23 protein-coding genes are annotated in these 23,534 nt (G+C 70.0%); 9 read left to right on the top strand and 14 right to left on the bottom strand.

The features are described from left to right. The first annotated feature begins 4 nt into the window (after positions 1-4). Entirely contained in the window at positions 5-619 is a 615-nt protein-coding gene (locus tag ABIN76_RS09680) for a carbonic anhydrase (protein ID WP_346959496.1), read from the top strand. A 65-nt stretch (positions 620-684) separates the two neighbouring features. Continuing rightward, complete coding sequence (locus ABIN76_RS09675) at positions 685-2,121, top strand: class II fumarate hydratase (protein ID WP_346959495.1); 1,437 nt, start codon at positions 685-687, stop codon at positions 2,119-2,121. Between the two features lie 127 nt (positions 2,122-2,248). On the opposite strand, the gene ABIN76_RS09670 is transcribed toward ABIN76_RS09675, so the two are convergent. The 3 genes from ABIN76_RS09670 to ABIN76_RS09660 form a co-directional block, all read right to left on the bottom strand. Next, a complete protein-coding gene (locus ABIN76_RS09670; protein WP_346959494.1) occupies positions 2,249-2,917 on the bottom strand; it encodes a vWA domain-containing protein in 669 nt (222 codons plus the stop codon). 107 nt (positions 2,918-3,024) lie between these two features. After that, entirely contained in the window at positions 3,025-3,495 is a 471-nt protein-coding gene (locus ABIN76_RS09665) for an NUDIX domain-containing protein (RefSeq protein WP_346959493.1), read from the bottom strand. Between the two features lie 9 nt (positions 3,496-3,504). After that, positions 3,505-4,029, bottom strand: coding sequence for an A24 family peptidase (locus ABIN76_RS09660; protein WP_346959492.1), 525 nt, complete (start codon positions 4,027-4,029; stop codon positions 3,505-3,507). 93 nt (positions 4,030-4,122) lie between these two features. On the opposite strand from ABIN76_RS09660, the gene ABIN76_RS09655 reads away from it, so the two are divergent. After that, on the top strand, positions 4,123-4,773 hold the full coding sequence (locus tag ABIN76_RS09655; protein ID WP_346959491.1) for a GNAT family protein: 651 nt from the start codon (positions 4,123-4,125) through the stop codon (positions 4,771-4,773). Positions 4,774-5,067: 294 nt separating this feature from the next. On the opposite strand, the gene ABIN76_RS09650 is transcribed toward ABIN76_RS09655, so the two are convergent. Both ABIN76_RS09650 and ABIN76_RS09645 read right to left on the bottom strand, forming a co-directional pair. After that, positions 5,068-6,507 carry a PhoH family protein gene (locus ABIN76_RS09650; protein ID WP_346959490.1) on the bottom strand — a complete coding sequence of 480 codons (1,440 nt, stop codon included), beginning with the start codon at positions 6,505-6,507 and terminating at the stop codon, positions 5,068-5,070. 236 nt (positions 6,508-6,743) lie between these two features. Continuing rightward, complete coding sequence (locus ABIN76_RS09645) at positions 6,744-7,505, bottom strand: isoprenyl transferase (RefSeq protein ID WP_346959534.1); 762 nt, start codon at positions 7,503-7,505, stop codon at positions 6,744-6,746. Positions 7,506-7,761: 256 nt separating this feature from the next. Between ABIN76_RS09645 and ABIN76_RS09640 the strand changes: the two genes are divergently transcribed. Next, complete coding sequence (locus ABIN76_RS09640) at positions 7,762-8,403, top strand: hemolysin III family protein (RefSeq protein WP_346959533.1); 642 nt, start codon at positions 7,762-7,764, stop codon at positions 8,401-8,403. A gap of 50 nt (positions 8,404-8,453) precedes the next feature. Here the strand turns inward: ABIN76_RS09640 and ABIN76_RS09635 are convergent, their stop codons facing one another. The 4 genes from ABIN76_RS09635 to mca all read right to left on the bottom strand — a co-directional run bounded on the left by ABIN76_RS09635 (position 8,454) and on the right by mca (position 12,665). After that, entirely contained in the window at positions 8,454-9,131 is a 678-nt protein-coding gene (locus ABIN76_RS09635; protein ID WP_346959489.1) for an HAD family hydrolase, read from the bottom strand. After that, positions 9,128-11,320 (bottom strand): thioredoxin domain-containing protein, encoded by a 2,193-nt coding sequence (locus ABIN76_RS09630; RefSeq protein WP_346959488.1) that lies wholly within the window; start codon positions 11,318-11,320, stop codon positions 9,128-9,130. Before ABIN76_RS09630 ends, ABIN76_RS09635 begins: the two co-directional genes overlap by 4 nt. Continuing rightward, complete coding sequence (locus ABIN76_RS09625; protein ID WP_346959487.1) at positions 11,295-11,678, bottom strand: hypothetical protein; 384 nt, start codon at positions 11,676-11,678, stop codon at positions 11,295-11,297. The genes ABIN76_RS09630 and ABIN76_RS09625 overlap by 26 nt, the downstream gene beginning before the upstream one ends. A gap of 81 nt (positions 11,679-11,759) precedes the next feature. Continuing rightward, entirely contained in the window at positions 11,760-12,665 is a 906-nt protein-coding gene (gene mca / locus ABIN76_RS09620) for a mycothiol conjugate amidase Mca (RefSeq protein ID WP_346959486.1), read from the bottom strand. A gap of 96 nt (positions 12,666-12,761) precedes the next feature. Here mca and ABIN76_RS09615 point away from each other — a divergent pair, with 96 nt between their 5' ends. Together ABIN76_RS09615 and greA are read left to right on the top strand one after the other, a co-directional pair. Further along, positions 12,762-13,220 (top strand): DUF4307 domain-containing protein, encoded by a 459-nt coding sequence (locus tag ABIN76_RS09615; RefSeq protein ID WP_346959485.1) that lies wholly within the window; start codon positions 12,762-12,764, stop codon positions 13,218-13,220. Positions 13,221-13,443: 223 nt separating this feature from the next. After that, positions 13,444-13,938: a transcription elongation factor GreA gene (gene greA, locus ABIN76_RS09610; protein WP_346959484.1), complete on the top strand. Its 495-nt coding sequence runs from the start codon at positions 13,444-13,446 to the stop codon at positions 13,936-13,938. Positions 13,939-13,997: 59 nt separating this feature from the next. On the opposite strand, the gene ABIN76_RS09605 is transcribed toward greA, so the two are convergent. From ABIN76_RS09605 to ABIN76_RS09590, 4 genes are all read right to left on the bottom strand, one after another. After that, positions 13,998-14,591 carry a rhomboid family intramembrane serine protease gene (locus ABIN76_RS09605; RefSeq protein WP_346959483.1) on the bottom strand — a complete coding sequence of 198 codons (594 nt, stop codon included), beginning with the start codon at positions 14,589-14,591 and terminating at the stop codon, positions 13,998-14,000. Positions 14,592-14,601: 10 nt separating this feature from the next. Then, entirely contained in the window at positions 14,602-15,840 is a 1,239-nt protein-coding gene (gene ilvA / locus ABIN76_RS09600) for a threonine ammonia-lyase (protein WP_346959482.1), read from the bottom strand. A 3-nt stretch (positions 15,841-15,843) separates the two neighbouring features. Further along, entirely contained in the window at positions 15,844-17,199 is a 1,356-nt protein-coding gene (locus ABIN76_RS09595) for an AI-2E family transporter (RefSeq protein ID WP_346959481.1), read from the bottom strand. 212 nt (positions 17,200-17,411) lie between these two features. Continuing rightward, the gene (locus tag ABIN76_RS09590; RefSeq protein ID WP_346959480.1) at positions 17,412-18,380 is read right to left on the bottom strand and encodes an aldose 1-epimerase family protein; all 969 of its coding nucleotides are present in this window, start codon (positions 18,378-18,380) and stop codon (positions 17,412-17,414) included. 83 nt (positions 18,381-18,463) lie between these two features. Here ABIN76_RS09590 and galT point away from each other — a divergent pair, with 83 nt between their 5' ends. Genes galT through ABIN76_RS09575 form a run of 3 tightly spaced genes read left to right on the top strand, consistent with a single transcriptional unit; the run spans position 18,464 to position 22,075 of the window. After that, positions 18,464-19,639, top strand: coding sequence for a galactose-1-phosphate uridylyltransferase (gene galT / locus ABIN76_RS09585; protein WP_346959479.1), 1,176 nt, complete (start codon positions 18,464-18,466; stop codon positions 19,637-19,639). Further along, positions 19,636-20,796, top strand: a complete 1,161-nt coding sequence (gene galK, locus ABIN76_RS09580; RefSeq protein WP_346959478.1) for a galactokinase — start codon at positions 19,636-19,638, stop codon at positions 20,794-20,796. Before galT ends, galK begins: the two co-directional genes overlap by 4 nt. A gap of 43 nt (positions 20,797-20,839) precedes the next feature. Beyond that, on the top strand, positions 20,840-22,075 hold the full coding sequence (locus ABIN76_RS09575; RefSeq protein ID WP_346959477.1) for an acetyl-CoA C-acetyltransferase: 1,236 nt from the start codon (positions 20,840-20,842) through the stop codon (positions 22,073-22,075). A 74-nt stretch (positions 22,076-22,149) separates the two neighbouring features. Here ABIN76_RS09575 and ABIN76_RS09570 read toward each other — a convergent pair whose 3' ends face one another. Beyond that, a complete protein-coding gene (locus ABIN76_RS09570) occupies positions 22,150-23,073 on the bottom strand; it encodes a Bax inhibitor-1/YccA family protein (protein ID WP_346959476.1) in 924 nt (307 codons plus the stop codon). Between the last annotated feature and the right edge of the window lie 461 nt (positions 23,074-23,534).

Raw genomic sequence — 23,534 nt, 5'->3', positions numbered from 1 at the left:
GTCCGTGGCTACTTATCTGACTCCCGCCCTCGCCTGGCGCCGCCTGCGTGAGGGCAATGAACGTTTCGTCGCCGGCGAGTCCTCGCACCCGAACCAGGACGCCTCGCGGCGGTCCTCCCTCGTGGAGAACCAGCACCCGTTCGCCGTCATCTTCGGCTGCGCCGACTCGCGCCTGGCCGCCGAAATCATCTTCGACCTGGGACTCGGCGACGCGTTTGTTGTCCGGACCGCCGGCCAGGTGATCGACGACGCCGTGCTCGGCTCGCTTGAGTACAGCATCAGCGTGCTTGGTGTGCCTTTGATCGTGGTCCTCGGCCACGACAGCTGCGGCGCGGTCATCGCGACCAAGGCCGCCGTGGAGACCGGCCAGATGCCGGTCGGTTTCATGCGCAGCCTGGTCGAGCGCATCACGCCGTCGGTGCTGACCTCGCTGCGGAACGACCAGCACGAGGTCAACGACATGGTGGTGGAGAACGTCAAGCAGACGTCCCAGCGCCTGGTGGACAGCTCGCGGGTGATTTCCGACGCCGTCGGCAGCGGCCGGGCCGCGGTGATCGGGCTTGCCTACAGCCTTGCCGAGGGCCGCGCCGATCTGGTCTCGGGCATCGGCGAGCTCTAGGGGCCTTCGTTTCAGCGCCGGTTCACGGTTTTCGGTGGGACGCTTGGGCCGAATAAGCTAGCCCCATGACTTCCACAGCAGATTTGAACACTGAAGAGTTCCGCATTGAACACGACACGATGGGCGAAGTCCGCGTTCCCGTGAACGCGCTGTACCGCGCCCAGACGCAGCGTGCAGTCGAGAACTTCCCGATCTCCGGCAAGACACTGGAGCGCGCCCACATCGAGGCCCTCGCCCGGGTCAAGAAGGCTGCTGCCCAGGCCAACGCAGAACTGGGAGTGCTCGACGGCGAGCTGGCCCAGGCCATTGCGGATGCCGCCGACGAGGTTGCCGCCGGGAAGTACGACGGCGACTTCCCGATCGACGTTTTCCAGACCGGCTCCGGGACCTCCTCGAACATGAACACCAACGAGGTCATCGCCGAGCTCGCCTCCCGCGCGCTCAAGACGGCCGGCAGCGAGAAGGTCGTCCACCCGAACGACCACGTCAACGCCTCGCAGTCCTCCAACGATGTCTTCCCGACGTCTGTCCACGTGGCGGCCACGTCCGCCCTGATCAACGACCTGATCCCGGCGCTCGGTTACCTCGCCGACTCGCTGGACCGCAAGGCCGTCGAGTTCAAGGACGTCGTCAAGTCCGGCCGCACCCACCTGATGGATGCCACCCCGGTCACGCTCGGCCAGGAGTTCGGCGGCTACGCCGCGCAGGTCCGCTACGGCATCGAGCGCATCAACGCCTCCCTCCCCCGCGTCGCCGAGGTTCCGCTCGGCGGCACCGCCGTGGGCACCGGCATCAACACCCCGGCCGGCTTCCCGGAGCGCGTCATCGAACTCCTCGCCGCCGACACCGGACTGCCGCTGACCGAGGCCCGCGACCACTTCGAGGCGCAGGCCAACCGCGACGGCCTGATCGAAGCGTCCAGCCAGCTGCGGAACATCGCGATCTCCTTCATGAAGATCAACAACGACCTGCGCTGGATGGGCTCCGGCCCCAACACCGGCCTCGGCGAAATCGCGATCCCGGACCTGCAGCCCGGCTCCTCGATCATGCCCGGCAAGGTCAACCCGGTCATCTGCGAGGCCTCCATCATGGTCTGCGCCCAGGTCATCGGCAACGACACGGCGATCGCCTGGTCCGGCACCAACGGCGCCTTCGAGCTGAACGTCGGCATCCCCGTGATGGCCGCCAACCTGCTCGAATCCGTCCGCCTGCTGGCCAACACCAGCCGCGTGATGGCCGACAAGATGATCGACGGCATCACCGCCAACGTGGAGCGTGCCCGCTTCCTCGCGGAGGCCTCGCCCTCCATCGTCACGCCGCTGAACAAGTTCATTGGCTACGAGAACGCCGCCAAGATCGCCAAGAAGGCCGTCGCCGAGGGCCTCACCATCCGAGAGACCGTCGTCGCCATGGGCTTCCTGGAGCGCGGCGAGCTGACCGAAGAGCAGCTCGACACCGCCCTGGACGTCATGTCCATGACGCGTCCGCCGCACAAGGCCTAGTCAGGCCACGGGCCCGCGGCCCGCACGCCCAGTCCGACGGCGGCCGGCACTTTCCCAGCGGAAGGTGCCGGCCGCCGTCGTGCGTTTAACCGTCCGGCTGCCCTTGCCCCGGTGCCGGCAGGGGCTCCTACTCCAGGGCAACCTCGCCGCCGGCGGCACGGCGTTCCTCCGCGGTGTAGGCGGAGTAGGCCGCGGCCTCGTCCAGGCTGGCGCCCGCCATGCGGGCCTCGCGCAGCCGTCGGGTTTTCGCGGACTGCCCGGAGAAGGCAGCGTCCACGTTGCCGGCCGCGTACGTCAGGGCGTCTTCGGCCCGGATGCCCAGCCCGTGCGCCGTCAGGACCGCGTCCTGGTTCGCTCCGAGGTAGGTGAACTGCCAGCCCCACTGCTGCTGCTGGCGTTCGACCAGCGCTTTGACCATGGCCCCGCTGGCCTCGCGGGAGGAATTTTCGTGGCCGTCGGTCAGCACAGCCACGAGCACGGTGCCCGGGCGTTCGTGCTCGGGCAGCGCAGCCAGCTCCGCCCCGGCCTCCCCGATCAGCCGTACCATGGCGTCGTGCAGGGCCGTGCTCCCGCGGGGCTGGAGCACCAGGGGCGGCACCTCCTGGATATCCACCGCGGTATAGACGCGCTCGTAGACGTCGTCGAACTGCGCCAGCGAGAGCTTGCACCGGCCCGCCACCGCCTGCTGCTCGCGGACGAACGCGGCGAAGCCGCCCACCGTGTCATCGGCGATGGAGCTCATGGAACCGGAACGGTCCAGGAGCACGTACACGTGCGTCAGTGCTGAATCTGTCATGCTTCCCCATTTCCGGCCCGGGTGCATGGCCCGGGCCCACTGTCGCCAGCCGAAGAGCTGGATAGCAGCAGGCTACGGCGGGGCTGCGACAATATTGCCCCGACCGCTCAGCTCCGGAAGTGCGCAGCGCCGTCCGGGTCCCTGGCCTGATCAATCGACTCCAGATGGCCCGGCATCAGCTCCGGGAACTCCTCGGGCCGAAACCAGCCCACGGCGAGGGATTCGTCGTCGTTGACGCGCGCCTCGCCGGAGACGTAGCGGCACCGGAACACCAAGGTCAGGAAGTGGCAGACATCCCCGTTGGGGTAGATGGTGGGGCCCACGGCGTCGACCGAAACCAGCCTCTCGGCGACGGCAACCACACCCGTTTCCTCCAGCACCTCCCGCAGCAGGCCGGGCGCCGGCTCCTCGCCCGGTTCGAGGATCCCGGTGATGAGCCCCCATTGGCCGTTGTCGGCCCGCTGGCCGAGCAGGACCCGGCCGGCGTCGTCAAACACCACGGCGCGGGCGCCGGGGATCCACAGGCTCTCGTGGCCGATCTTTTCGCGCAGTTTCAGGATGAATTCCGGGGTGGCCATCCCGCCAGCCTAGCCCGCCGGCAGCAGCAGCATGGCAGCGGCAGTCCCGGCCAGCATAAACGGGCCGAACGGGATGTCAGATTTCAGCGTTCCGCGCCGCGAAACCAGCAGGGCCACGCTCCAGAGTCCGCCGAGCAGGAAGGCCGCGAACGTTCCGGCAAAGACGTGCCCCCAGCCGAGGAACCCGAGGTACATGCCCAGCACCCCGGCGAGTTTGACGTCGCCAAAGCCCATGCCCGGCGGATAAACGGCCCGCAGGAGGAAATAGAACAGCCACAGCATGCCTCCGCCGGCCACGACCCGGAGCCCCGGCACGCCGAACAGCCCGGCGCCCGCACCGGTTACCGCCGCGCCGACCAACAGGATGCCGGCAACTGCGTAGGAGGGAAAAATAATCCGGTTGGGCAGCAAGTGGTGCCTGACGTCGATGACCGTCAGTCGCGCGGCCATCACCGCGAAGTAGGCGCACGCCAGCAGCACCAGCCAGAAGGCCAGCGGGGCGGCTCCCCCGAGTTCGCCGAGTCGATGGATCACCCTCGGATGCTACTGGATACTGCCGCCCGCGCGCCGCTCCCCGCGGGGCGTGTGTGACTGGCGGCCGCGGGAACCCGTCGCTAGGCTTCCGGGATGACCGCCCCCGGCTCCTACTGGCCCCCGTTCGCCCTCTCACTGGCCACGCCGCGCCTGACCCTCCGTCCCATCCGGGACGAGGACATCCCGGCGGCGGTGGAAGCGGCCCTGGCCGGCGTCCACGAACCCGGCCGCAGCCCGTTCAGCCGGCCCTGGGCGGAAATGCCGGCCGAGGAACTGGGCCCAAACATGGCGCAGTGGTACTGGCGCTGCCGTGGAAATATGTCGCCGCAGGAATGGACCCTGCTGCTCGGCATCTGGCACGACGGCGAGTTCATCGGCTGCCAGGACGTCGAAGCCAAGGACTTCGCCACCCTGCGGACGGTCAGCACCGGCTCCTGGCTCACCCGCCGCGTGCAGGGCCGCGGACTGGGCAAGGAGATGCGCGCCGCCGTCGCCCTCTACGCCTTCGACTGGCTGGGCGCCGAAGTCGCCGAATCCGAGGCGGCCGTCTGGAACCAGCAGTCCCTGGGCGTCTCCCGCTCCCTCGGCTACGAGCTCAACGGCGTCACCCGCGCGAACTGGGGCGGCAAACTTCAAGACTCCCCGCGGGTCCGCCTCACCCCCGCCACCTTCAAACGCCCCGACTGGACCCTCAAAGTCCAAGGCCACGACCCCACCGCAAAATACCTGGGGATCGAACCGTAGGACCCCGCAAACGGGGCCACGGCGTCCCGCCGTCGCTTAGACACCTCCCGTCGCCGATGCGCTCCTTCGCGGGGGCGAGGGATGCTCACACGCCGAGCCGCGGCTCCTTCGCGTAGGAGCGCATCGCGGCACATCGACCTCCAGAGGTCGCCCAGCGACCGTCGGCGGTCGATGGGTCGTGTCTAAGCGACGGCGAAGGGGCCGTGGCCCGGCGAACCCGACCACGGCCCGACGGCAAAGGGGCCGCGGCCCGGCGAACCCAACCACGGCCCCTCGCGCATGAGCGTGAGGACCTTAGATCTCCGCCCCCTCGAGCATGTCCGTCACCAGCGCGGCAATCGGCGAGCGCTCGGAGCGGGTGAGGGTGATGTGGCCGAAGAGCGGGTGGCCCTTGAGGGTTTCGACGACGGCGGCCACGCCGTCGTGCCGTCCCACCCGCAGGTTGTCGCGCTGGGCGACGTCGTGGGTCAGGACGATCTTGGAGTTCTGGCCGATCCGGCTCATCACCGTGAGCAGCACGTTCTTTTCGAGCGACTGCGCCTCGTCCACGATCACGAAGGCATCGTGGAGTGAACGGCCGCGGATGTGCGTGAGCGGCATGACCTCCAGCATGCCGCGGTCCATCACTTCCTCGACCACTTCCTGGCTCACCAGCGCGCCCAGCGTGTCGAAGACGGCCTGGGCCCATGGGTTCATTTTTTCGGACTCGGAGCCGGGCAGGTAGCCGAGTTCCTGACCGCCGACGGCGTAGAGCGGCCGGAAAACGATCACCTTGCGGTGCTCCCGGCGTTCCAGGACGGCTTCGAGGCCGGCGCACAGAGCCAGGGCGGACTTGCCGGTGCCGGCCCGGCCGCCGAGGGACACGATGCCCACGGACGGGTCCATCAGGAGATCGATCGCGAGCCGCTGCTCGGCCGAGCGTCCATGCAGGCCGAAGACGTCCCGGTCGCCCTTGACCAGGCGGACCTGTTTGTCGGCTCCGACGCGGCCCAGGGCGGAGCCCCGGTTGGAGAGCAGCACCAGGCCGGTGTTCACCGGAAGTTCGGCCGCGGCGGGGATGAAGACGGGTTCGTGGCCGTAGAGGGTGGCGACTTCGTCCTCGGCGGCGTCGATCTCGGCGATGCCGGTCCAGCCGGAATCTTTGACCAGCTCGTTGCGGTATTCGTCGGCGAGCAAGCCCATGGCGGAGGCCTTGACCCGCATCGGCAGGTCCTTGGACACCACGGTCACGTGGCGGCCCTCGTTGGCGAGGTTCTTGGCGACGGCGAGGATCCGGCTGTCGTTGTCGCCGCCGCGGAATCCGGCCGGCAGCACCTCGGCGGAGATGTGGTTCATCTCAACCATCAGGGTGCCGCCGTCGCGGCCCAGCGGGATGGCGCGGTCCAGGCCGCCGTGCTCCACGCGGAGGTCATCGAGCAGGCGCAGCGCTTTCCGGGCGAAGTAGCCCAGTTCCGGGTCGTGCCGCTTGCTTTCAAGCTCGGTGATGACGACGATCGGCACAATGACTTCATGCTCGGCGAAGCGCAGCAGCGCCCGCGGATCCGAGAGCAAAACGGAGGTGTCGATGACGTAGCTTCGGGCAGTCTCCCCCGCTGTTCCTTCCCCGGAAACAGCGGGACCGGCCGCAGCGTCGGAATGCGCTGTGCCGGTCTGTGAGGTGGCTCGCTTGGCGCGAGAGGTAGCTTTCCCGCCCTGGTCAGACATGACGCCGGGCAGTTTTTCAGAAATAGCCACATCGACTCCAGCCCCGGGCCGCCGGCCCGGATTGGTTATTGGTGAGGCGGCTCGGCCTTGAGGCCGGACGCGGCCTCCCATACACCCGGTGCGAACTTCCGCTCCATAGTACTGGCCTCCCCGATCAGCCGGCGGTTTACCCGCTGATGGGATTAACGTACGTCCGCGGCCAGCGCATTGCCGGTCTATTTTTCGGCGATTCCTGTGGCCATCAGGTGAAGCCCGGCTTAACCGCGTCAGGAGCCGAAGCGGCGCTGCCGGCCGGCGTAGTCCCGCAGGGCACGGAGGAAGTCAACCTTGCGGAAGGCAGGCCAGAGCGCTTCGCAGAAGTAGAACTCGCTGTAGGCGCTTTGCCACATCAGGAAACCGGAGAGCCGCTGCTCCCCGGAGGTGCGGATCACGAGGTCGGGGTCGGGCTGGCCGCGGGTGTAGAGGAAGCGGGAGATGTCGTCGACACTGAGTTCGTCGGCCAGCTTGCCGATGTCGGCGCCGCGGGCGACGGCGTCGTGCAGCAGTTCGCGGACGGCGTCGACGATCTCCCGGCGGCCGCCGTAGCCGACGGCGACGTTGACGTGGATCTTTTCGTGCACGGGCGTGCGGGCGGTGAGTTTGTTGAGCCGCTCGGCGAGGTAGTCCGGCAGCAGCTCCGGGGCGCCCATGGCGTGGACCGAGATGTCGGCGTCCTCGTCGAGGCGGTCCAGGGTGTTGGCGATGATGCCCATCAGCAGGTCCAGCTCTTCACCGGAGCGGTTCATGTTGTCCGTGGAGAGCATGTACAGCGTGACGACCTTGATCCCGAGCTCCTGGCACCAGCCGAGGAACTCGTGGATCTTGTCCGCACCCGCCTGGTGGCCCTGGCTGGTGGGGGCGTTGAACTGCCGCGCCCAGCGCCGGTTGCCGTCGACCATCACGCCGATGTGTTTGGGGACGCGCTCCGGGTCCAGGGACCGCTGGAGGCTGCGCTCGTAGAAGCCATACAGGAACCCGGGCAGTTCCATCCGGAGATTCACCTGGCTTCCTTGGGGTCTGACGGCAGTGCATTCCTAGGCTACCCGCCGGACGGCTCCTCCCGCGCGCACCCCGGGCGCGATTCATGCCCGACCGCGTTGTTACTCACCGGTAACTTACCGCGCCGTAGGTTATTATGGCCGGATGGAGAGCACCAGTCCCGAGCCCGGACCCGGACGGTCCGCGGACAGCGGCACCGGCCCGGCGCGCCGCGAAAACAGCCCGGTGGACGACGCAGCCGCAGGGATCGCGGAGCTCCTGATGATCAAGCCGAAATGGCGGGGCTGGATCCACACCGTCACGGCACCGCTGGCCTTCGTCGCGGGCCTGGCGCTGGTGCTCCTGGCCCCCACCACCGAGCTGAAAATCGCCTCGGCGGTCTATGCCTTCACCGGTGTGCTGCTCTTCGGGGTCAGCGCCGTCTACCACCGCGGAAACTGGTCCCCCGGCGTGAAGATCGTGCTGAAGCGGCTGGACCACACCAATATCATGCTGGTCATTGCCGGCAGCTACACACCGCTGGCGTGGGCGCTCCTGGCCCGGCCCACCGCCGTCGTCCTGCTGTGGGTGATCTGGTCCGGCGCGGTGCTGGGCGTGCTCTTCCGCCTGCTCTGGACCCACGCTCCGCGCTGGCTTTACGTGCCGATCTACATCGCCCTGGGCTGCGGCGCCCTGTTCTACCTGCCGGATTTTTTCGCCGCCAGCGTTCCCGCCGCGGTGCTGATCTGCGTCGGCGGCGCCCTCTACATCGCCGGCGCCGTTTTCTATGCGTTGAAAAAACCCAACTTCAGCTACCGGCATTTCGGCTTCCACGAGCTTTTCCACGCCTTTACGGTCTTTGCCTTTGCCGCGCACTACATCGCGATCGCGATCGCCGTCCTCAGCTGACCCACCCTCGGCCCGCCGCCCTCGGCCGGCGCCCAGCGCCGGCTGACCGCTCAGCCCGGCCGGCCCGCGGCGATGAGCTCCGGGAGCCGGCGCATGTCGTGGAAGACGGTGGTGCCGGGGCCGGCCAGCCGTTCCGCCGGGGTCACGCCGCCCGCGTAGGCGAACACGTGCATCCCCGCGGCCCGCGCCGCCTGCACGCCGTAGGCGCTGTCCTCGACGACGGCGCAGCGGTGCGGCGCTGTCCCGAGCGTCCCGGCCGCGTGCAGGAAGAGGTCCGGGGCGGGTTTGCCGTTGGCGACGTCGGTGGCGCTGAAGATGCGGCCGGCGAAGCGGTGCAGCAGCCCGGTCCGGCCCAGGGTGCGCTGCATCTTGGCGTGGCTGCCGCTGGAGGCGACGCAGTGCGGAAGCCGGATCCGGTCCAGGGCCTCCTCCACGCCGTCGACGGCCGTGAGGTCCCGCTCGAAGGCCTCGTGGTACCACTGCTGGTAGCTCCGGTCCCAGCCTTCAACCAGTTCGATACCCAACTGCCGTTCCACGGTGGCGATGAAGTTGGCCTCGCTGCGGCCGACGAAGCGCCGCACGATCTCCTCGATCTCCAGCTCCCAGCCGAGATCGGCCAGCACCCGCTGGTCCACCCGAACGGAGATCACCTCGGAGTCCACCAGGACACCGTCGCAGTCGAACACGACCTGTTCAAAAGGATCCGGGGCCACCGGCACAGAAGTCATCCAGCCATGCTAGCCAGCCGGTCCCGGAGCGCCTCGACAGAACCCGCCGGAAGCCCGCACACCATGCCGCGGCACAGGTAGGCCAGCGGCGCCCCGTCCGGGGCCGCCGCCCGCCCCCGCAGCAGGGGCACCGGCGCAGCGTCGGCCCCGGCGGCCGGGTCCTGCAGCGCGATCACCAGCCCCGGGCTGGGCGAGTGCAGCAGCGCGCGGTGCAGTGCCGCCCGCTGCGGCGTGTCGGCTCCGGCGACGGCGGCCTCCACCGGGCCGGCGAGCGCGGCCTGCGCCGTGGCCAGCAGCCACCCGGCCACCCGGGGCGCGGTGCCCGCCAGCGGCGGCAGCAGGGACAGGATGTTGCCGGCCATGGCCCGGCGTTCCGCGGATCCGGAGAGGGCTGCGGAGGACAGCAGCACCCCGGCAAAGGCGGCCGCCCCGCTGGGGGTTGCGTTGTCGAACGGGTCCATTCCGGCGCGGCGGCCTTGGGCGTTGAAGACCTGCTCGGACTCGCCGGCAGCGTCGCGCAACTCCCCGCCGGCGGCGAACCGCGAGCAGGCCGCCGCCACGACGGCGTCGGCCAGGGCATACCAGCGGGTCCGCCCGGTGACGGCATAGAGCGCGAACAAGCCCTCCGCGCAGAAGGCATAGTCCTCCAGCAGGCCGCCGATTCCGCGGGCGGCGCCGTCGTGGGAGACCCGGACCAGCCTGCCGGGCTCCGTTCCGGTCCCCGGCCTCCAGTGCACCCGCTCGAGGTAACCGGCGATCCGTTCGGCGGCGGCCACCAGCTCGGGCCGGTCCAGCACAGCGCCGGCCTCGGCCAGGGCCGCGACGGCCAGTCCGTTCCAGCCGGCCACCACCTTGTCGTCCCGGGCAGGCTGCGGCCGCGCCGCGCGGGCCTGGCGCAGCACGGCCCGCACCCGCTGCCACAACCCGGTTTCCGGTCCGTCCAGCGCGCGGCCGGGATGCAGCGGCGAACCGGCGTCGGAGACGGTGCCGCTGTCGCGGACGTGCATCAGCCGGGCCACGGCCGGGCCGTCGTCCGGTCCCAGCAGCGCCGTCAGTTCCGCGGGGGTCCACAGATAGCTGGCGCCCTCGGAGTGTTCCCCGTCCACCACGGTGTCCGCATCGAGGGAGGACGCCAGCGCCGCGGCGCCGCCGGCACTGCCCGTGGCCACCGGGGACTCCGCGAGCCCCAGCGAAGACAGCATCCAGTCCGCGGTGCTGCCGGCGACGGCGGCGGCCTCCCCGGCCGGGTAGCCGTCCGTGCCGCCCAGCCGCACCCAGTGGGTGTAGCAGCGCAGCAGCTGGGCGTTGTCGTAGAGCATCTTCTCGAAGTGCGGGACGGACCAGTCGCGGGTCACGGAGTAGCGGGCGAAGCCGCCGTCGAGCTGGTCGAACAGGGCCGAACGCGCCATCGCCGCGAGTGTGCGGCCGGCCAGGTCCGCGGCCGCCTCCGCGGTCCCGGAGCCCGCGGCGGCGTGCCGGATCAGGAACTCCAGGACGGCCGACGGCGGGAATTTGGGGGCGGCGCCGAAGCCCCCGGCGGCATCTTCGCTTCGTGCCAGCGCACGCACCGCCTCGGCGAGCAGCGCCGGGTCAAGGGCAGGCGGGGGCGCGTCGAGCCGGACGGCGGAACCCGTCTGGGCCGTGGCGATGCCGCGGGCCAGGGACTCGGCGTTCTCTTCGAGGGCGCTGCGGCGTTCCAGCCAGGCTTCCCGGACCGCCTCCAGCACCTGGCGGAAGGAGGGACGGCCGGGCATCGGCCGGGGCGGGTAGTACGTGCCGGCGTGGAACGCGCGGCCGTCGGGCAGGAGGAAAACGGACATCGGCCAGCCGCCCTCGCCGCTGATGGCCTGGGTGGCGGTCATGTAGACGGCGTCGACGTCGGGGCGTTCCTCGCGGTCCACCTTCACGGCGACGAAATTCGCGTTCAGGAAGTCGGCGGTGTCCTGGTCTTCAAAGGACTCGCGGGCCATGACGTGGCACCAGTGGCACGCCGCGTAGCCGATCGACAGGAACACCGGGACGTCGCGGGCGGCGGCGAAGGCGAAGGCTGCATCGCCGAAGGGTTGCCAGTGCACCGGGTTGCCGGCGTGCTGGCGGAGGTAGGCAGAGGGTTCCCGGCCCAGGACGTTGGACGCCCCGGGCCGGGCCTCGGAGGGGCCGCGGTCAGCGGTTCCCGGATCCTGTGTCACCGTTGGGCTCCGGCCGGGTGTCCGCCTCGCGGGCCGGCGGGCGGCCGGCAGGGCCGCCGCTTTCCGGCAGCCCGGCGTTGTCGTGCCGGCCCGTGTCGTCCTGCCAGGCGCCGGTTTCCCCGCCCCGGCCGGCCTCCTCGGCAGCCGCGCGCTCTTCCTCCACCTGGGCGCGGTACCGGACCCGGCGGATCCGGCGCACCATGTCCACAATCAGCAGCGCCGTGAGCACCACGATGAACGCGGTCAGCAGGAAGCCCAGCAGGCCCGGGGTGACCTGGTCCTGGTTGAGCCCCGGGCGCAGCGACGGCGTCGGTGTGGGCGCCGGGGATGTCGCCAGGGCGGTGAGCAAGGAATGCACGGTGGAAACCTTCTGTGGGGAGCGTCTTCTGCGGGTCTTCCAGTGCCACTCTTCTACGCGGCATAGAAGTCCCTGCTGGATCTATCTTAGCCCGGCAAAGAAGTCCGTTTCGGGCAGATCCGCGGGGACCCTGGACTGGATCAGCGAGTAGTCTTCCCACGGCCAGGTCTGCCGCTGCATCGCCGGCGACACGGCGAAGAAGAACCCCTCCGGATCGATCTGGGTGCGGTGCGCGCGCAGGGCGTCGTCGCGGGATTCAAAGAAGTCCCCGCACTCGATCTGGGTAGTGGTGGGGTGCGTGGGCGCCGGCGGGGTGTGCCCCTCGGCGTCGGCCTCCAGCCACGCCGCGAGCCGTTCGGCATACGGCGACTGCAGCCCGGCTTCCTCCAGCGCGTAATGCAGGGCGCGGAACCGTTCGGGGCTGAAGGCCCGGTCGTAGTAGAGCTTGCTGGGCTCCCAGGCCTCGCCGGTTCCGGGATACCGGGCCGGATCCCCGGCGGCCTCGAACGCTTCGACGGCGACCCGGTGCGCCATGATGTGGTCCGGGTGCGGATAGCCGCCGTTCTCGTCGTAACTGAGGATGACCTGGGGCTTGAACGCGCGGACCAGCCGGACCAGCGGCGCGGCAGCCCGCTCCAGCGGCAGGGTGGCGAAGGAACCGACGGGCAGCGGCGGCAGCGGGTCGCCTTCGGGCAGGCCGGAGTCGACGAAACCCAGCCAGCGCTGGCGGATCCCCAGGACCTTGGCCGCATTGTCCATCTCCAGCCGGCGGGCGCCCGCCATGTCCCGCTTGGGGTGCGGCGCGCTCTCCATGGCCGGGTTCTGGATGTCGCCGCGGGACCCGTCGGTGCAGGTGGCCACCATCACGTCGATGCCGGCGGCGGCGTACATGGCCATGGTCGCGGCGCCCTTGCTGGACTCGTCGTCGGGGTGCGCGTGGACGGCGAGCAGCCGAAGCGGGGCTGACGGGCTGGGGGACGCTGTCATCGTGGGACGGCTCCTCTTTCTTCTGCGGGTTCGGTGCTGGACGGGCGGAACAGCGGTGCGGCGACTCCCCCGCCCGATCCACACTAAACTGGACTGGTGACTTCCGAGGAGCAGCCCGCCGCGCCCGCGCCGGCATCTACCAGCCTAGCCAATCGCTACGGCGGCCAAAAGCGCGCGCTGGGCGGCCGTACGAAGCGGAACATCCTGATCGCTGCCCTCGCGGCCGGGATCGGCCTGATGGCCTGGATTTCGACGTCGGCGGCCACCGAATCCGTCAGCTTCAAGGACATCGGCTACAGCACCCCCGACGCCACCGTGGCCGAGGTCGATTTCCAGGTCACCAAGAATCCGGAAACGGCGGCCAAGTGCGCGGTCAAGGCCCTCGACGCCAAGTTCGCCGTCGTCGGCTGGAAAGTCGTCGACGTCGGCCCCAACGCCGCGGACGCCGGCGCCGACGGCGGCCGCACCACCGTGCACCGGGTGAGCGTCCGCACCGAATCGCAGTCCGTGTCCGCCGTCGTGGACAACTGCTGGATTCCGGACGCCGCCAAGTAGCGGTCCGCCGGCAGGAGCCACGGCCGCACCCGCCCGCCCGCCGGCGTCCGGGAGCAACTGCCGGCGTAACACAGTGTGATCTGCGCCGCAGGGGTTCTTGGGTTTATCCACAGCATTGACTACAATGGATCAATACCTCTACCCCGCTGAGCTGGTTACTGAGATCCAAAAGTGGCCACCGTGGCGGGGTCTTTGCTTGTTTGACCACCAAAAGGAGAAGTCCGTGTCGACCACCAACAGCGCAACTGCAGCTTGGCTTACCCAGGAAGCTTTTGACCGCCTGAAGGCAGAGCTGGACCACCTCTCCGGCGCCGGCCGTGCAGACATCGTTCAGAAGATCGAAGCTGCCCGCCAGGAAGGCGACCTCAAGGAGAACGGCGGCTACCACGCGGCCAAGGAAGAGCAGGGCAAGATCGAGGCCCGCATCCGCCAGCTGACCGTGTTGCTCCGCGATGCGCACGTGGGTGAAGCCGCTGCCGACGACGGAATCGTCGAGCCGGGCATGATTGTCGTGGCGAAGATCGCCGGGGACGAAGAGACGTTCCTGCTGGGCTCCCGCGAAATCGCCGGCGATTCGGACCTGGATGTCTTCAGCGAGAAGTCCCCGCTGGGTTCCGCCATCGTCGGCCACAAGGAAGGCGACAAGCTCAGCTACACCGCCCCGAACGGCAAGGACATCACCGTGGAGATCATCTCCGCGAAGCCGTACGTCGGCTAAGTGCGCAGCGGCCGACGCCGGCCCTCCCCTGCAGCGGGAGGGCCGGCGTCGGCGTTTAACTAGCGTCTGCGGCGCAGCAGCAGGGCCGCGATCACGCCGCCGGCGGCGCCGCCCAGGTGGGCCTGCCAGGAGACGTAGCCCGCCACCGTGGGCAGCACACCGAAGAGGATGCCGCCGTAGGCCAGGAAGAGCACCACGGAGAGCAGGATCTGGCCCCAGTGGCGGTTGAAGAAGCCGCGCACCAGTAGGAACGCGAAGAGCCCGAAGACCAGCCCGGACGCGCCCACTGTGATGTTGTGGCCGCCGATCAGCCACACCGTCGCGCCCGAGCCTACCCAGCTTGAGGCCAGCGCCGTGGCGAAGACCCGCACGCCGGACAGGAAGACCAGGAAGCCGAAGATGATCAGCGGCAGGGTGTTGGAGAGCAGGTGGGCGAGGTTGGCGTGCAGCAGCGGAAACGTCACGATGTCCAGCAGCCCGTCGGCGGAGCGCGGCCGCAGCCCGAAGGTGCCGTTGAGCGAGTGCAGCAGCAGGGTGTTGAGGATCTCGATCGCGTAGAGCAGCAGCACGAAGGAGCCCACCACCAGCAGGCCCCGCCGTGCCCGGGCCGCAGGGGTGTCCCGGCGCCGTTCCCCTGGGGACGCTTCGAGCACCGCGGCGCCCCTAGTGCACCACGATCGGCTGGAAACCCTCGGCCCGGAGCGCGCCCAGGACCTGCTCGCAGTGCTCGTGGCCCTTGGTTTCCAGGTTGACGGTGATGGACACGTCGCCCATGCTGATCGAGCCGCCCACCCGGGTGTGGTCCAGGCCGGTGACGTTGGCGTCGTTTTCGGCAATGATCCGGGCGATGGTCGCGAGCGAGCCGGGACGGTCGTCCAGCATCATCCGCACGGTCATGTACCGTCCGGCGGCGGAGAGGCCCCGCTGGATGACTTTGAGCATCAGCATCGGGTCGATGTTGCCGCCGGAGAGCACGACGGCGACGGTTCCCGGGTTCTCGATCTTGCCTTCCATCAGCGCGGCGACGCCCACGGCGCCGGCCGGTTCGACCACCATCTTGGCCCGTTCCAGCAGGAAGATCAGCGCCCGAGCCAGCGCATCCTCGCTGACCGTGACGACGTCGTCGACCAGCTCGCGGATGATGCTGAACGGCAGCTGCCCCGGCCGGCCCACGGCGATGCCGTCGGCCATCGTGGAGACGCGCTTGAGCGGCACGAGCGCGTCGGCCGCGAGCGAGGGCGGGTAGGCGGCGGCGTTTTCGGCCTGCACGCCGATGATGCGGATCTCCCGGCCGAGTTCCTTGGCCCGGGCCTTCACGGCCACGGCGACGCCGGCCAGCAGCCCGCCGCCGCCGACGCCCATCAGGATGGTGTCCACGTTGGGGATTTGCTCGAGGATCTCCAGTCCGACGGTGCCCTGGCCGGCCACGACGTCGACGTCGTCGAACGGGTGGACAAAGACCGCGCCCGTTTCATCTGCGTAGCGTTTGGCCTCGGCCAGCGCCTCGTCCACGTTGTGGCCGTGCAGCACCACCTCGGCGCCGTGGCTGCGCGTCGCGGCGAGCTTGGGCAGGGCGACGCCCAGCGGCATGTAGATGCGGGCCTTGATGCCGAGGGCCTTGGCGGCGACGGCCACGCCCTGGGCGTGGTTGCCGGCCGAGGCCGCGACGACGCCTCGTTTCTTCTCCTCGGCGGAGAGCTTGGCCATCCGCACGTAGGCGCCGCGCACCTTGAAGGAGCCTGCGCGTTGCAGGTTCTCGCATTTGAAATAGACCTCGCCGCCGGCGATGCTGCCCAGCGCCCGGGATGACTCCACCGGGGTCCGCGTAATAATCCCGTCGAGCAGCTTCTGCGCCTCCAGGACATCGTCCAGCGTGACGGGCATGCTCTCGAGGGTATTCACGAACTAGTCTCCTTTGGGGGTTCCGGCGTCGGCGCCAGGGCGGTGGACCTCCCTGTTGCCCGGGTCCTGGCCGGCGCCGGCAAGTGCAGGGGCTCCCTGCCGGCTCGCGGCTGCCAGCTCTCCATCATGTTCCCACGTTCTGGCCGCAATGTACCGAATGGCCGAGTTTGCTACGGCGAGGATCGGCACGGAGAACAGGGCGCCCGGGATGCCGGCCAGGTAGGAGCCGGCGGCGACGGACAGGATGACGGCAACCGGGTGGAGCGAGACGGCCTTGCCCATCACGAGCGGCTGCAGGATGTGGCCCTCCAGCTGCTGGACCAGCAGCACGATGCCCACCATGATGAGCGCGTTGACCAGGCCGTTGGCCACCAGTGCAAGCAGCACGGCGACGGCGCCGGTGACGAGTGCGCCGACCAGGGGGATGAAGGAGCCGATGAACACCAGCACGCCGAGCGGCAGCGCCAGCGGCACACCGATGATCGCGGCGCCGACGCCGATTCCGACGGCGTCCACGAACGCGACGAACATCTGGATCCGGGTGTAGCTGACCATCGAGCTCCAGCCGCGCCGGCCGGCGCCGTTCACGGCAGGGCGGGCTTTCCGCGGCATCAGCCGGACTAGGAACCCCCAGATCCGGTCGCCTTCGAGCAGGAAGAAGATCGTGACGAACAAGGCGATCAGGAGCCCGGCGGCGAAGTGCCCGGCGGTGCTGCCGAAGGTCAGCGCGCCGCTGAGGATGCTGCTGCTGTTTTTCTGCAGCGCGTCGGCCCCCTCCTTGACGTAGGTGTCAATCTGGGCGGCGGTCAGGTGCAGCGGGCCCTCGGCCAGCCAGGTCTGGATCTGCTGCAGGCCCTCCAGTGCCTGGCCCCAGAGTTCGCCGAAGCCGGCGGTGAGCTGGCGGCCGACGAGGGCGAGCGCGCCGGCGATGAGTCCGATGAAGCCGAGCAGCGTGATGGCGACGGCGGCGCCGTTGGGCACCCGGCGCCTGCGCAGCCAGCGGGTGACGGGGCTGAGCAGTCCGGCCAGCAGGGCGGCGACCATTACCGGGATGATGAGGAAGCTGATCTTGCTCAGCAGCCAGACGAGCACCCCGGTCACCACCAGGATCAGGCCGATCCGCCACGCCCACGAGGCCGCGATCCGAACGCCGTAGGGAATGTCCTCGTCCACTTCCCGGTCGCTGCGGACCCGGGGAACGGCGTGCGGCACGGGGTCGGGCACACGGGTGGGCAGGCCTGCTTCCGGGGCGGCGGGCACGCCTGCGGGCGTGCCGGCAGGCGGGGCGGAGAGCTCCGGGGCGGCATACCCGGGCAGCTCGGAGTCGGGGCGGGCGGTGGCGTCCTCAGCTGGCGTCATAGCCCAATAATTCCCCAGTGCGGCCCACAAGGGAAACGGCGGAAGGGAAACGCGGCAGGGTAACAAGGCCCGCCAAGCGGCTGGAGGCCGTTCGGGGCAGTACGCCGCCGGGGCAGGCCAACTGGCGCAGGACGACGTCGGGCCGGGCGACGCCGTAGCAAGACGGCGCCGAACCAGGACGCCGCAGCACCGCGTCCCGGGCCCGGGCGGGGCTACCTCCCCAGTGACGCGGTGATTCCCCAGCTCATCGTGAAGGACTCCCCCGCCGGCAGCCAGCGCAGCCCGTCGCCGCTGTTGAACGCGTTGGCCGGCCCCGTCATGGGCTCAAGCGCCACCGCCTTGGACCGCCCGGGGTACTGGTCCGTGACGAAGACGTGGACGTAGCGGCAATGCTCGTCCTGCCAGAGGCTCACGCTGCGGCCGTCCGCGGCGCGCAGCGTGCTCCGCGCCACGCCGCCGTCGAACTCCAGGTCCGTGTACGCGCTGTCCAGGTCCAGGGCCCCGGCCAGCCGGCCGGCCCGGAGGTCGAAGTCCCCGGCGGCCGATTCGGTGCTGCGCGGAATCAGCCGGTCATCGGTCACCAGCCGAGTACGGCCGCTGACGGTGACGGTCAGTTCCTCGCTGGGCACCTCGCCGAGCCGCAGGTAGGGGTGCGCACCGAGGACGAAAGGGGCCGGGTCCGGGGAGTCGTTGACCAGCGTCTGCCGGACGGTGAGCCCCAGGGCCTCGTCCAGCTCGTAGCGCACCCGGTGCCGCAGCAGGAAGGGATAGCCGTGCTGCGGAAATACGGCCGCCTCCAGGGTCACGGAGAATTCCGATTCGTCCACCAGGTCGTAGGACGCGTTGCGTAGCAGCCCGTGGCTGGCGTTGTTCCTGGCCACCTCGGTGATGTCGAGTTGCTGCTTTTTCCCGTTGAGGTGCCAGACGCCGTCCTCTACCCGGTTTGCCCACGGGGCCAGGGTGATACCGGTGGCGCCCGGCGGGATCTCGGCGTCCCCGTAGCTCTCCGTCAGCTGGACGCCGGCACGGCTGTAGAGCCGCAGGCCGGCGGCGAGTTCGGTCACCACGGCCAGGGCGTCGCCGCGGCGCAGCTCGTATTGCCGGCCGCTCGCGTAGCGCCGGGCGGAGGTGTCGGCGGACGGGTCGGAGGGAGCGGAAGCCGGGGAAGCGGTGGGGTCCATGGGCACCACGGTACCGAACCGCGCGCCCGCCCGTACACGGCGGGGCTTTGCCGGAAACTCGTGAAGTCTGATCGAATGATGGAATGTGCGCCAACAGCATCACCAGGGGAACCCTCGCCGACGGCCGGGAGTTCTTCTACTTCGCTGACGCCGGGGGGCACGGCCGTGGCCGTAGCGGCGCAGGCGGCGGCGCCGGTGGCGGTGCCCTGCGGGCTCCCGCCGATCGCCGGACCCTCGACGGACGCGGTCCCGCCGGCGAGCTGCGCTTCGACGCGCTGACCGGTGAGTGGGTCGCCATCGCCGCGCACCGCCAGTCCCGGACACACCTCCCGCCGGCCGAGGAATGCCCGCTGTGCCCCAGCACCCCGGAGCGCCGCTCGGAAATCCCGGCGCCGGACTACGACGTCGTTGTGTTCGAAAACCGCTTCCCCTCCCTGGGCCCCGACCTCGGGCATCTCCCGGAGCAGCCAGCGTGGGGAAGCCGTGTGCCGGCGTTCGGGCGCTGCGAGGTGGTCTCGTTCACCCCGGACCATGCGGGTTCCTTCGCCGGCCTCGGCGAGGCCCGGGCCCGCACCGTGGTGGAGGCCTGGGCCGTCCGGACCGCGGCGCTCAGCGCACTGCCCGGGATCCGCCAGGTCTTCCCGTTCGAGAACCGCGGCGCTGAAATCGGCGTCACCTTGCACCACCCGCACGGCCAGATTTACGCCTACCCGTACCTTCCGCCGCGGGCCGCGGTGCTGGCCGCCGCCGCGCGGAAGTACTACGACGACGCCGGGCGCCGGGACACGCTCACCGGCTCGCTGCTGCGGGCCGAACGCACGGACGGCAGCCGGATGGTGCTCGAGGGCCGGCATTTCAGCGCCTACGTGCCCTTCGCCGCCCGCTGGCCGCTGGAAGTCCACCTCGTCCCGCACCGGCAGGTGCCCGACCTCGCCGCCCTGCACGGCGACGAGCGGGACGAGCTGGCGCAACTGTACCTGGACCTGCTGCGGCGCTTGGACGCCCTCTACCCCACGCCCACGCCCTACATCGCCGCGTGGCAGCAGGCACCGCTGGATAAAGTGCTGCGTCCCGCCGGCTACCTGCACCTGCAGCTGACCTCTCCGCGGCGCGCGGCGGACAAGCTGAAGTACCTGGCCGGGTCCGAGGCCGCGATGGGGGCCTTCATCAACGACACCACGCCGGAGGAGGTCGCGGCCCGGCTCCGCGGCGCTGGCGCTACAAGCTCCACCGCCGGCACGGAAGGCAGCGCACTATGAGCGTCCCGCTGGGCACCAGTGAACTCCAGTCCCGGTTTGCGGACGTCTTCGGGGCGGACCCCGACGGCGTCTGGCAGGCCCCCGGCCGGGTCAACCTGATCGGCGAACACACGGACTACAACGAGGGCTTTGTGCTGCCGTTCGCCATTGACCGCACCGCCCGGGTGGCCGTCCGGCTCCGGCCCGACTCCACGCTGCGGATGCTGTCCACGTTCGGGAACCAGGGGCTGACGACGGCGGACGCCGCGGCCCTGGACCCCGCCGCGGCCCGGGGGTGGACCAAGTATCCGCTCGGTGTGCTGTGGGCCCTGCAGCAGCGCGGCCTCGCCGTCCCCGGCCTGGACCTGCTGCTGGATTCGGATGTGCCGCGGGGAGCCGGGCTGTCCTCCTCGCATGCCATTGAATGCGCCGTCATCCTGGCCGTGAACGAACTTACCGGCGCCGGCCTCAGCGCCGAGGACATGGTGCTGGCCACCCAGCGCGCGGAAAACGACTTCGTCGGCGCGCCCACCGGGATCATGGACCAGTCAGCCTCGCTCCGGGGCGCCGCAGGCCGGGCCGTGTTCCTCGACTGCCGCGACCAGAGCGTCCGGCTGGTGCCGTTCGACGCCGAGGCCGCCGGCCTGGTGCTCCTGGTGATCGACACCAAGGTCTCGCACTCGCATGCCGGCGGCGCCTACGCGGCCCGGCGCGCGTCCTGCGAACTGGGCGCCGATGTGCTCGGCGTCCGGGCGCTGCGCGACGTCGGGCTCGCGGATCTCGAGGAGGCCGCCGGGCTGCTGGACACGGAAACGTTCCGCCGGGTCCGGCACGTCGTCACTGAGAACGAGCGCGTGCTGCGGACCGTGGAACTCCTCGAGCGCACCGGCCCGCAGGCGATCGGCGCGCTGCTGGACGCCTCCCACGCCTCGATGCGGGACGACTTCGAAATCTCCTGCCCCGAACTGGACCTCGCGGTGGACACGTCCCGCGCCGCGGGCGCCATCGGCGCCCGGATGACCGGCGGCGGGTTTGGCGGCTCCGCGATCGCCCTCATCCCCGCGGACACGGAGCAGCGGGTGCGGGCCGACGTCGGACAGGCCTTCGCGCGCGCCGGCTACGCCGCCCCAGACGTCTTCCGGGTGAGCCCCGCGGCGGGAGCGCTGCGGCTGGCCTGACCGGTTCCTGCCGCGCCGGGGCGTCCGGGCGTAGGCTGGGCGCATGCCGGAAGCCGTCATCGTCGCCACTGCCCGGAGCCCCATCGGCCGCGCCTTCAAAGGATCGTTGAAGGACGAGCGGCCCGATGATCTTGCCGCCGCCATGGTCTCCGCCGCCCTCGCCAAAGTGCCCGCCTTCGACCCGCGGGACACCCGCCGCGGCCTCGACGACCTCTACCTGGGCTGCGCCGAACCCAGCGGCGAGGCGGGGTCCAACATGGCCAGGGTGGTGACCATCCTGGCCGGCCTCGACAACGTCCCGGCCGCCACCATCAACCGCTTCTGCGCTTCCAGCCTGCAGACCATCAGGATGGCGTTCCACGCCGTCAAAGCCGGCGAGGGTGACGCCTTCGTCGCGGCAGGGGTCGAAGCGGTCTCCCGGTACCGCGACTGGGCCGGCGCCGGGGAGACCGACGCCGCCACCCACAACCCGCGCTTTGACGCCGCCCGGAAGCGCACCGCCGCCCGGGCAGCGTCCAACACCCCGTGGACCGATCCCCGGCTCGGCGGCCGGATGCCGGACATCTACACGTCCATGGGCCAGACCGCGGAGAACGTCGCCACCAGCTACGGCATCAGCCGCGCCGAGCAGGACGCCTGGGCGGTGCAGAGCCAGAACCGGGCCGAGGCGGCCATCACCTCCGGGTTCTTCGGCCGTGAAATCACGCCGTACACGCGCAGGGACGGGGCCGTGATCGCCCGGGACGACTCGCCCCGGGCGGGGGTCACGCTTGACGCGGTGAGCGCCCTGCAGCCGGTCTTCCGCAGCGCGGGAACCGTCACGGCCGGCAACGCCTGCCCGCTCAACGACGGCGCCGCCGCCGTCGTCGTGATGAGCGATTCACGTGCCCGGGAGCTCGGGCTGGAGCCGCTGGCCCGGATCGTCTCCACCGGGGTCAGCGCCCTGTCCCCCGAACTGATGGGCATGGGTCCCGTCGAGGCGACCCGGCGGGCGCTGAAGCTTGCCGGCCTCTCGATCGGCGACCTTGACCTGGTCGAACTCAACGAAGCCTTCGCGGTCCAGGTGATCGCCAGCGCCCGGGAACTGGGGATCGATCCGGACCGGCTCAACGTCCACGGCGGAGCCATCGCGCTGGGTCACCCGTTCGGAATGACCGGCGCCCGGATGGCCACCACGCTGCTCAACGGGCTGCGCGAACGGGACGGCACCCTTGGCCTGGCCACCTTGTGCGTGGGCGGCGGCCAGGGCATGGCCGTCATCTTCGAGCGGCTCGGCTGAAGGCCGACGACGAAAAGCGGGCCCCGCCATCCGGCGGGGCCCGCTTCGTTCGCTACGCGGTGGTTCTGCTGCGGCTAGTCGTCGCCGCGGAGGATGGCCAGCAGTCGGATGATCTCGACGTAGAGCCAGACGAGGGTGACCGTGAGGCCGAACGCCGCGGTCCAGGAGAAGCGCTGCGGGGCGCCGCTGCGGACGCCGGCTTCGATGCTGGTGAAGTCCATGATCAGCGAGAAGGCGGCCAGGCCGATCGCGAGCAGGCCGATGAAGACACCCAGCGGGATCCCGAAGATCTCGAAGCTGGTGCGCAGGCCGAACGGGGAGTCCACCGCACCGGTCCACATCATGACCATGTTGATGAGCGCGAAAACGGCGTAGCCGATCATGGCGATCATAAAGAAGCGCATCGCCTTGGGCGTGGCGCGGACCTTGCCGCTCTTGAACAGGACCAGCGTGACGGCGAAGACGGAGAGCGTGCCGATCACGGCCTGGAGTCCGACGCCGGGGAACATCCCGTCGAGGATCCGGGTCAGGCCGCCGAGGAACAGGCCTTCAAGTGCGGCGTAGGCCAGGATCAGCGCCGGTGAGGGCTGCTTCTTGAAGGTGTTGACGAGGGCCAGGACGAAGCCGCCCAGCGCACCGACGATCATCAGCATCGAGGCCAGGCCCTGCGCCACCACCAGGGTGACGGCCGCGCCCGCGATGACGGCCGCGAGGCAGGCCGTGGTCTTCATGATGACGTCATCAAAGGTCATGCGGCCGCTGTCGGCCGGCCCGGCGGCAGGGCGGTTGTACATGTCCTGCAACTGGTCGTTGCTCATCGCCTGCTGTGCCGGGTTCCAGCCGGCCTGGGCCTGGCCGAACTGGGGCTGGCCATAGCCGTTTTGGCCGTACGGCGCCTGGCCGTAGCCCTGCCCGTAGGGGGCCGGCGGGGCAGGCGGTGCCTGGGTGGCTCCACGGAAGTTCTTTCCGTTGAAGATCGGGTTTCCGCCAAGTGCCATTGCTGGTGTCCTCCAAATTAAGGGGGTAAGTGATGATCGGTGGTGAAGATCGGTATGACTCACGCTACCAATTCCCACGCCCGGCGGGCAGGGATAGTTCCCGGCCGGTTCCGGCCGCAACCCAACCGTGATGTGGCGGGGCGCAACCGGGGCGCCGTCGGGCCCACTGTTTAGGAATCCTCGGGCACAACAAAAGTTTTCTTTAGCCAGGCTAAATCGAGCCCTAGGTCCGGCTTCACGGTTGTTACGCGATCGCGACGTTATCCCTGCTCGCGGCGGCAATAGTTGGCCGGCCCGGGCTGTAACATTGGGCCAACAGGGTGACGAACGTCACAAGGACGGCCGCCGCAAGGCAGGCCGCTCCATCGCATCGCAGTAACCGCTCCATCCCGTCCCCCTGACCGTTCGCAGCGGTTGCAATGGCGCAACCCAGACCACCCCCATGTGGAGGTTTTCAATTT

Origin of the sequence: uncultured Arthrobacter sp. (assembly GCF_964021775.1) — a bacterium.
Taxonomy (GTDB): Bacteria; Actinomycetota; Actinomycetes; order Actinomycetales; family Micrococcaceae; genus Arthrobacter.
The sequence above is the reverse complement of the archived record's forward strand: the minus strand, read 5'-3'. Positions and strand labels throughout refer to the sequence as shown.

What these genes read in the sequence shown, in the direction of transcription:
- ABIN76_RS09645 (WP_346959534.1), bottom strand. Translation starts at nt 7,505, where the DNA reads ATGGAACTGCCCGGGTTCCTGTATGGCTTCTACGAGCGCAGCCTCCAG.
- ABIN76_RS09595 (WP_346959481.1), bottom strand. Translation starts at nt 17,199, where the DNA reads ATGACGCCAGCTGAGGACGCCACCGCCCGCCCCGACTCCGAGCTGCCC.
- ABIN76_RS09665 (WP_346959493.1), bottom strand. Translation starts at nt 3,495, where the DNA reads ATGGCCACCCCGGAATTCATCCTGAAACTGCGCGAAAAGATCGGCCAC.
- ABIN76_RS09670 (WP_346959494.1), bottom strand. Translation starts at nt 2,917, where the DNA reads ATGACAGATTCAGCACTGACGCACGTGTACGTGCTCCTGGACCGTTCC.
- ABIN76_RS09635 (WP_346959489.1), bottom strand. Translation starts at nt 9,131, where the DNA reads ATGACTTCTGTGCCGGTGGCCCCGGATCCTTTTGAACAGGTCGTGTTC.
- ABIN76_RS09575 (WP_346959477.1), top strand. Translation starts at nt 20,840, where the DNA reads ATGCCGGAAGCCGTCATCGTCGCCACTGCCCGGAGCCCCATCGGCCGC.
- galK (WP_346959478.1), top strand. Translation starts at nt 19,636, where the DNA reads ATGAGCGTCCCGCTGGGCACCAGTGAACTCCAGTCCCGGTTTGCGGAC.
- ABIN76_RS09675 (WP_346959495.1), top strand. Translation starts at nt 685, where the DNA reads ATGACTTCCACAGCAGATTTGAACACTGAAGAGTTCCGCATTGAACAC.
- ABIN76_RS09590 (WP_346959480.1), bottom strand. Translation starts at nt 18,380, where the DNA reads ATGGACCCCACCGCTTCCCCGGCTTCCGCTCCCTCCGACCCGTCCGCC.
- mca (WP_346959486.1), bottom strand. Translation starts at nt 12,665, where the DNA reads ATGACAGCGTCCCCCAGCCCGTCAGCCCCGCTTCGGCTGCTCGCCGTC.
- ABIN76_RS09570 (WP_346959476.1), bottom strand. Translation starts at nt 23,073, where the DNA reads ATGGCACTTGGCGGAAACCCGATCTTCAACGGAAAGAACTTCCGTGGA.
- ABIN76_RS09655 (WP_346959491.1), top strand. Translation starts at nt 4,123, where the DNA reads ATGACCGCCCCCGGCTCCTACTGGCCCCCGTTCGCCCTCTCACTGGCC.
- galT (WP_346959479.1), top strand. Translation starts at nt 18,464, where the DNA reads ATGTGCGCCAACAGCATCACCAGGGGAACCCTCGCCGACGGCCGGGAG.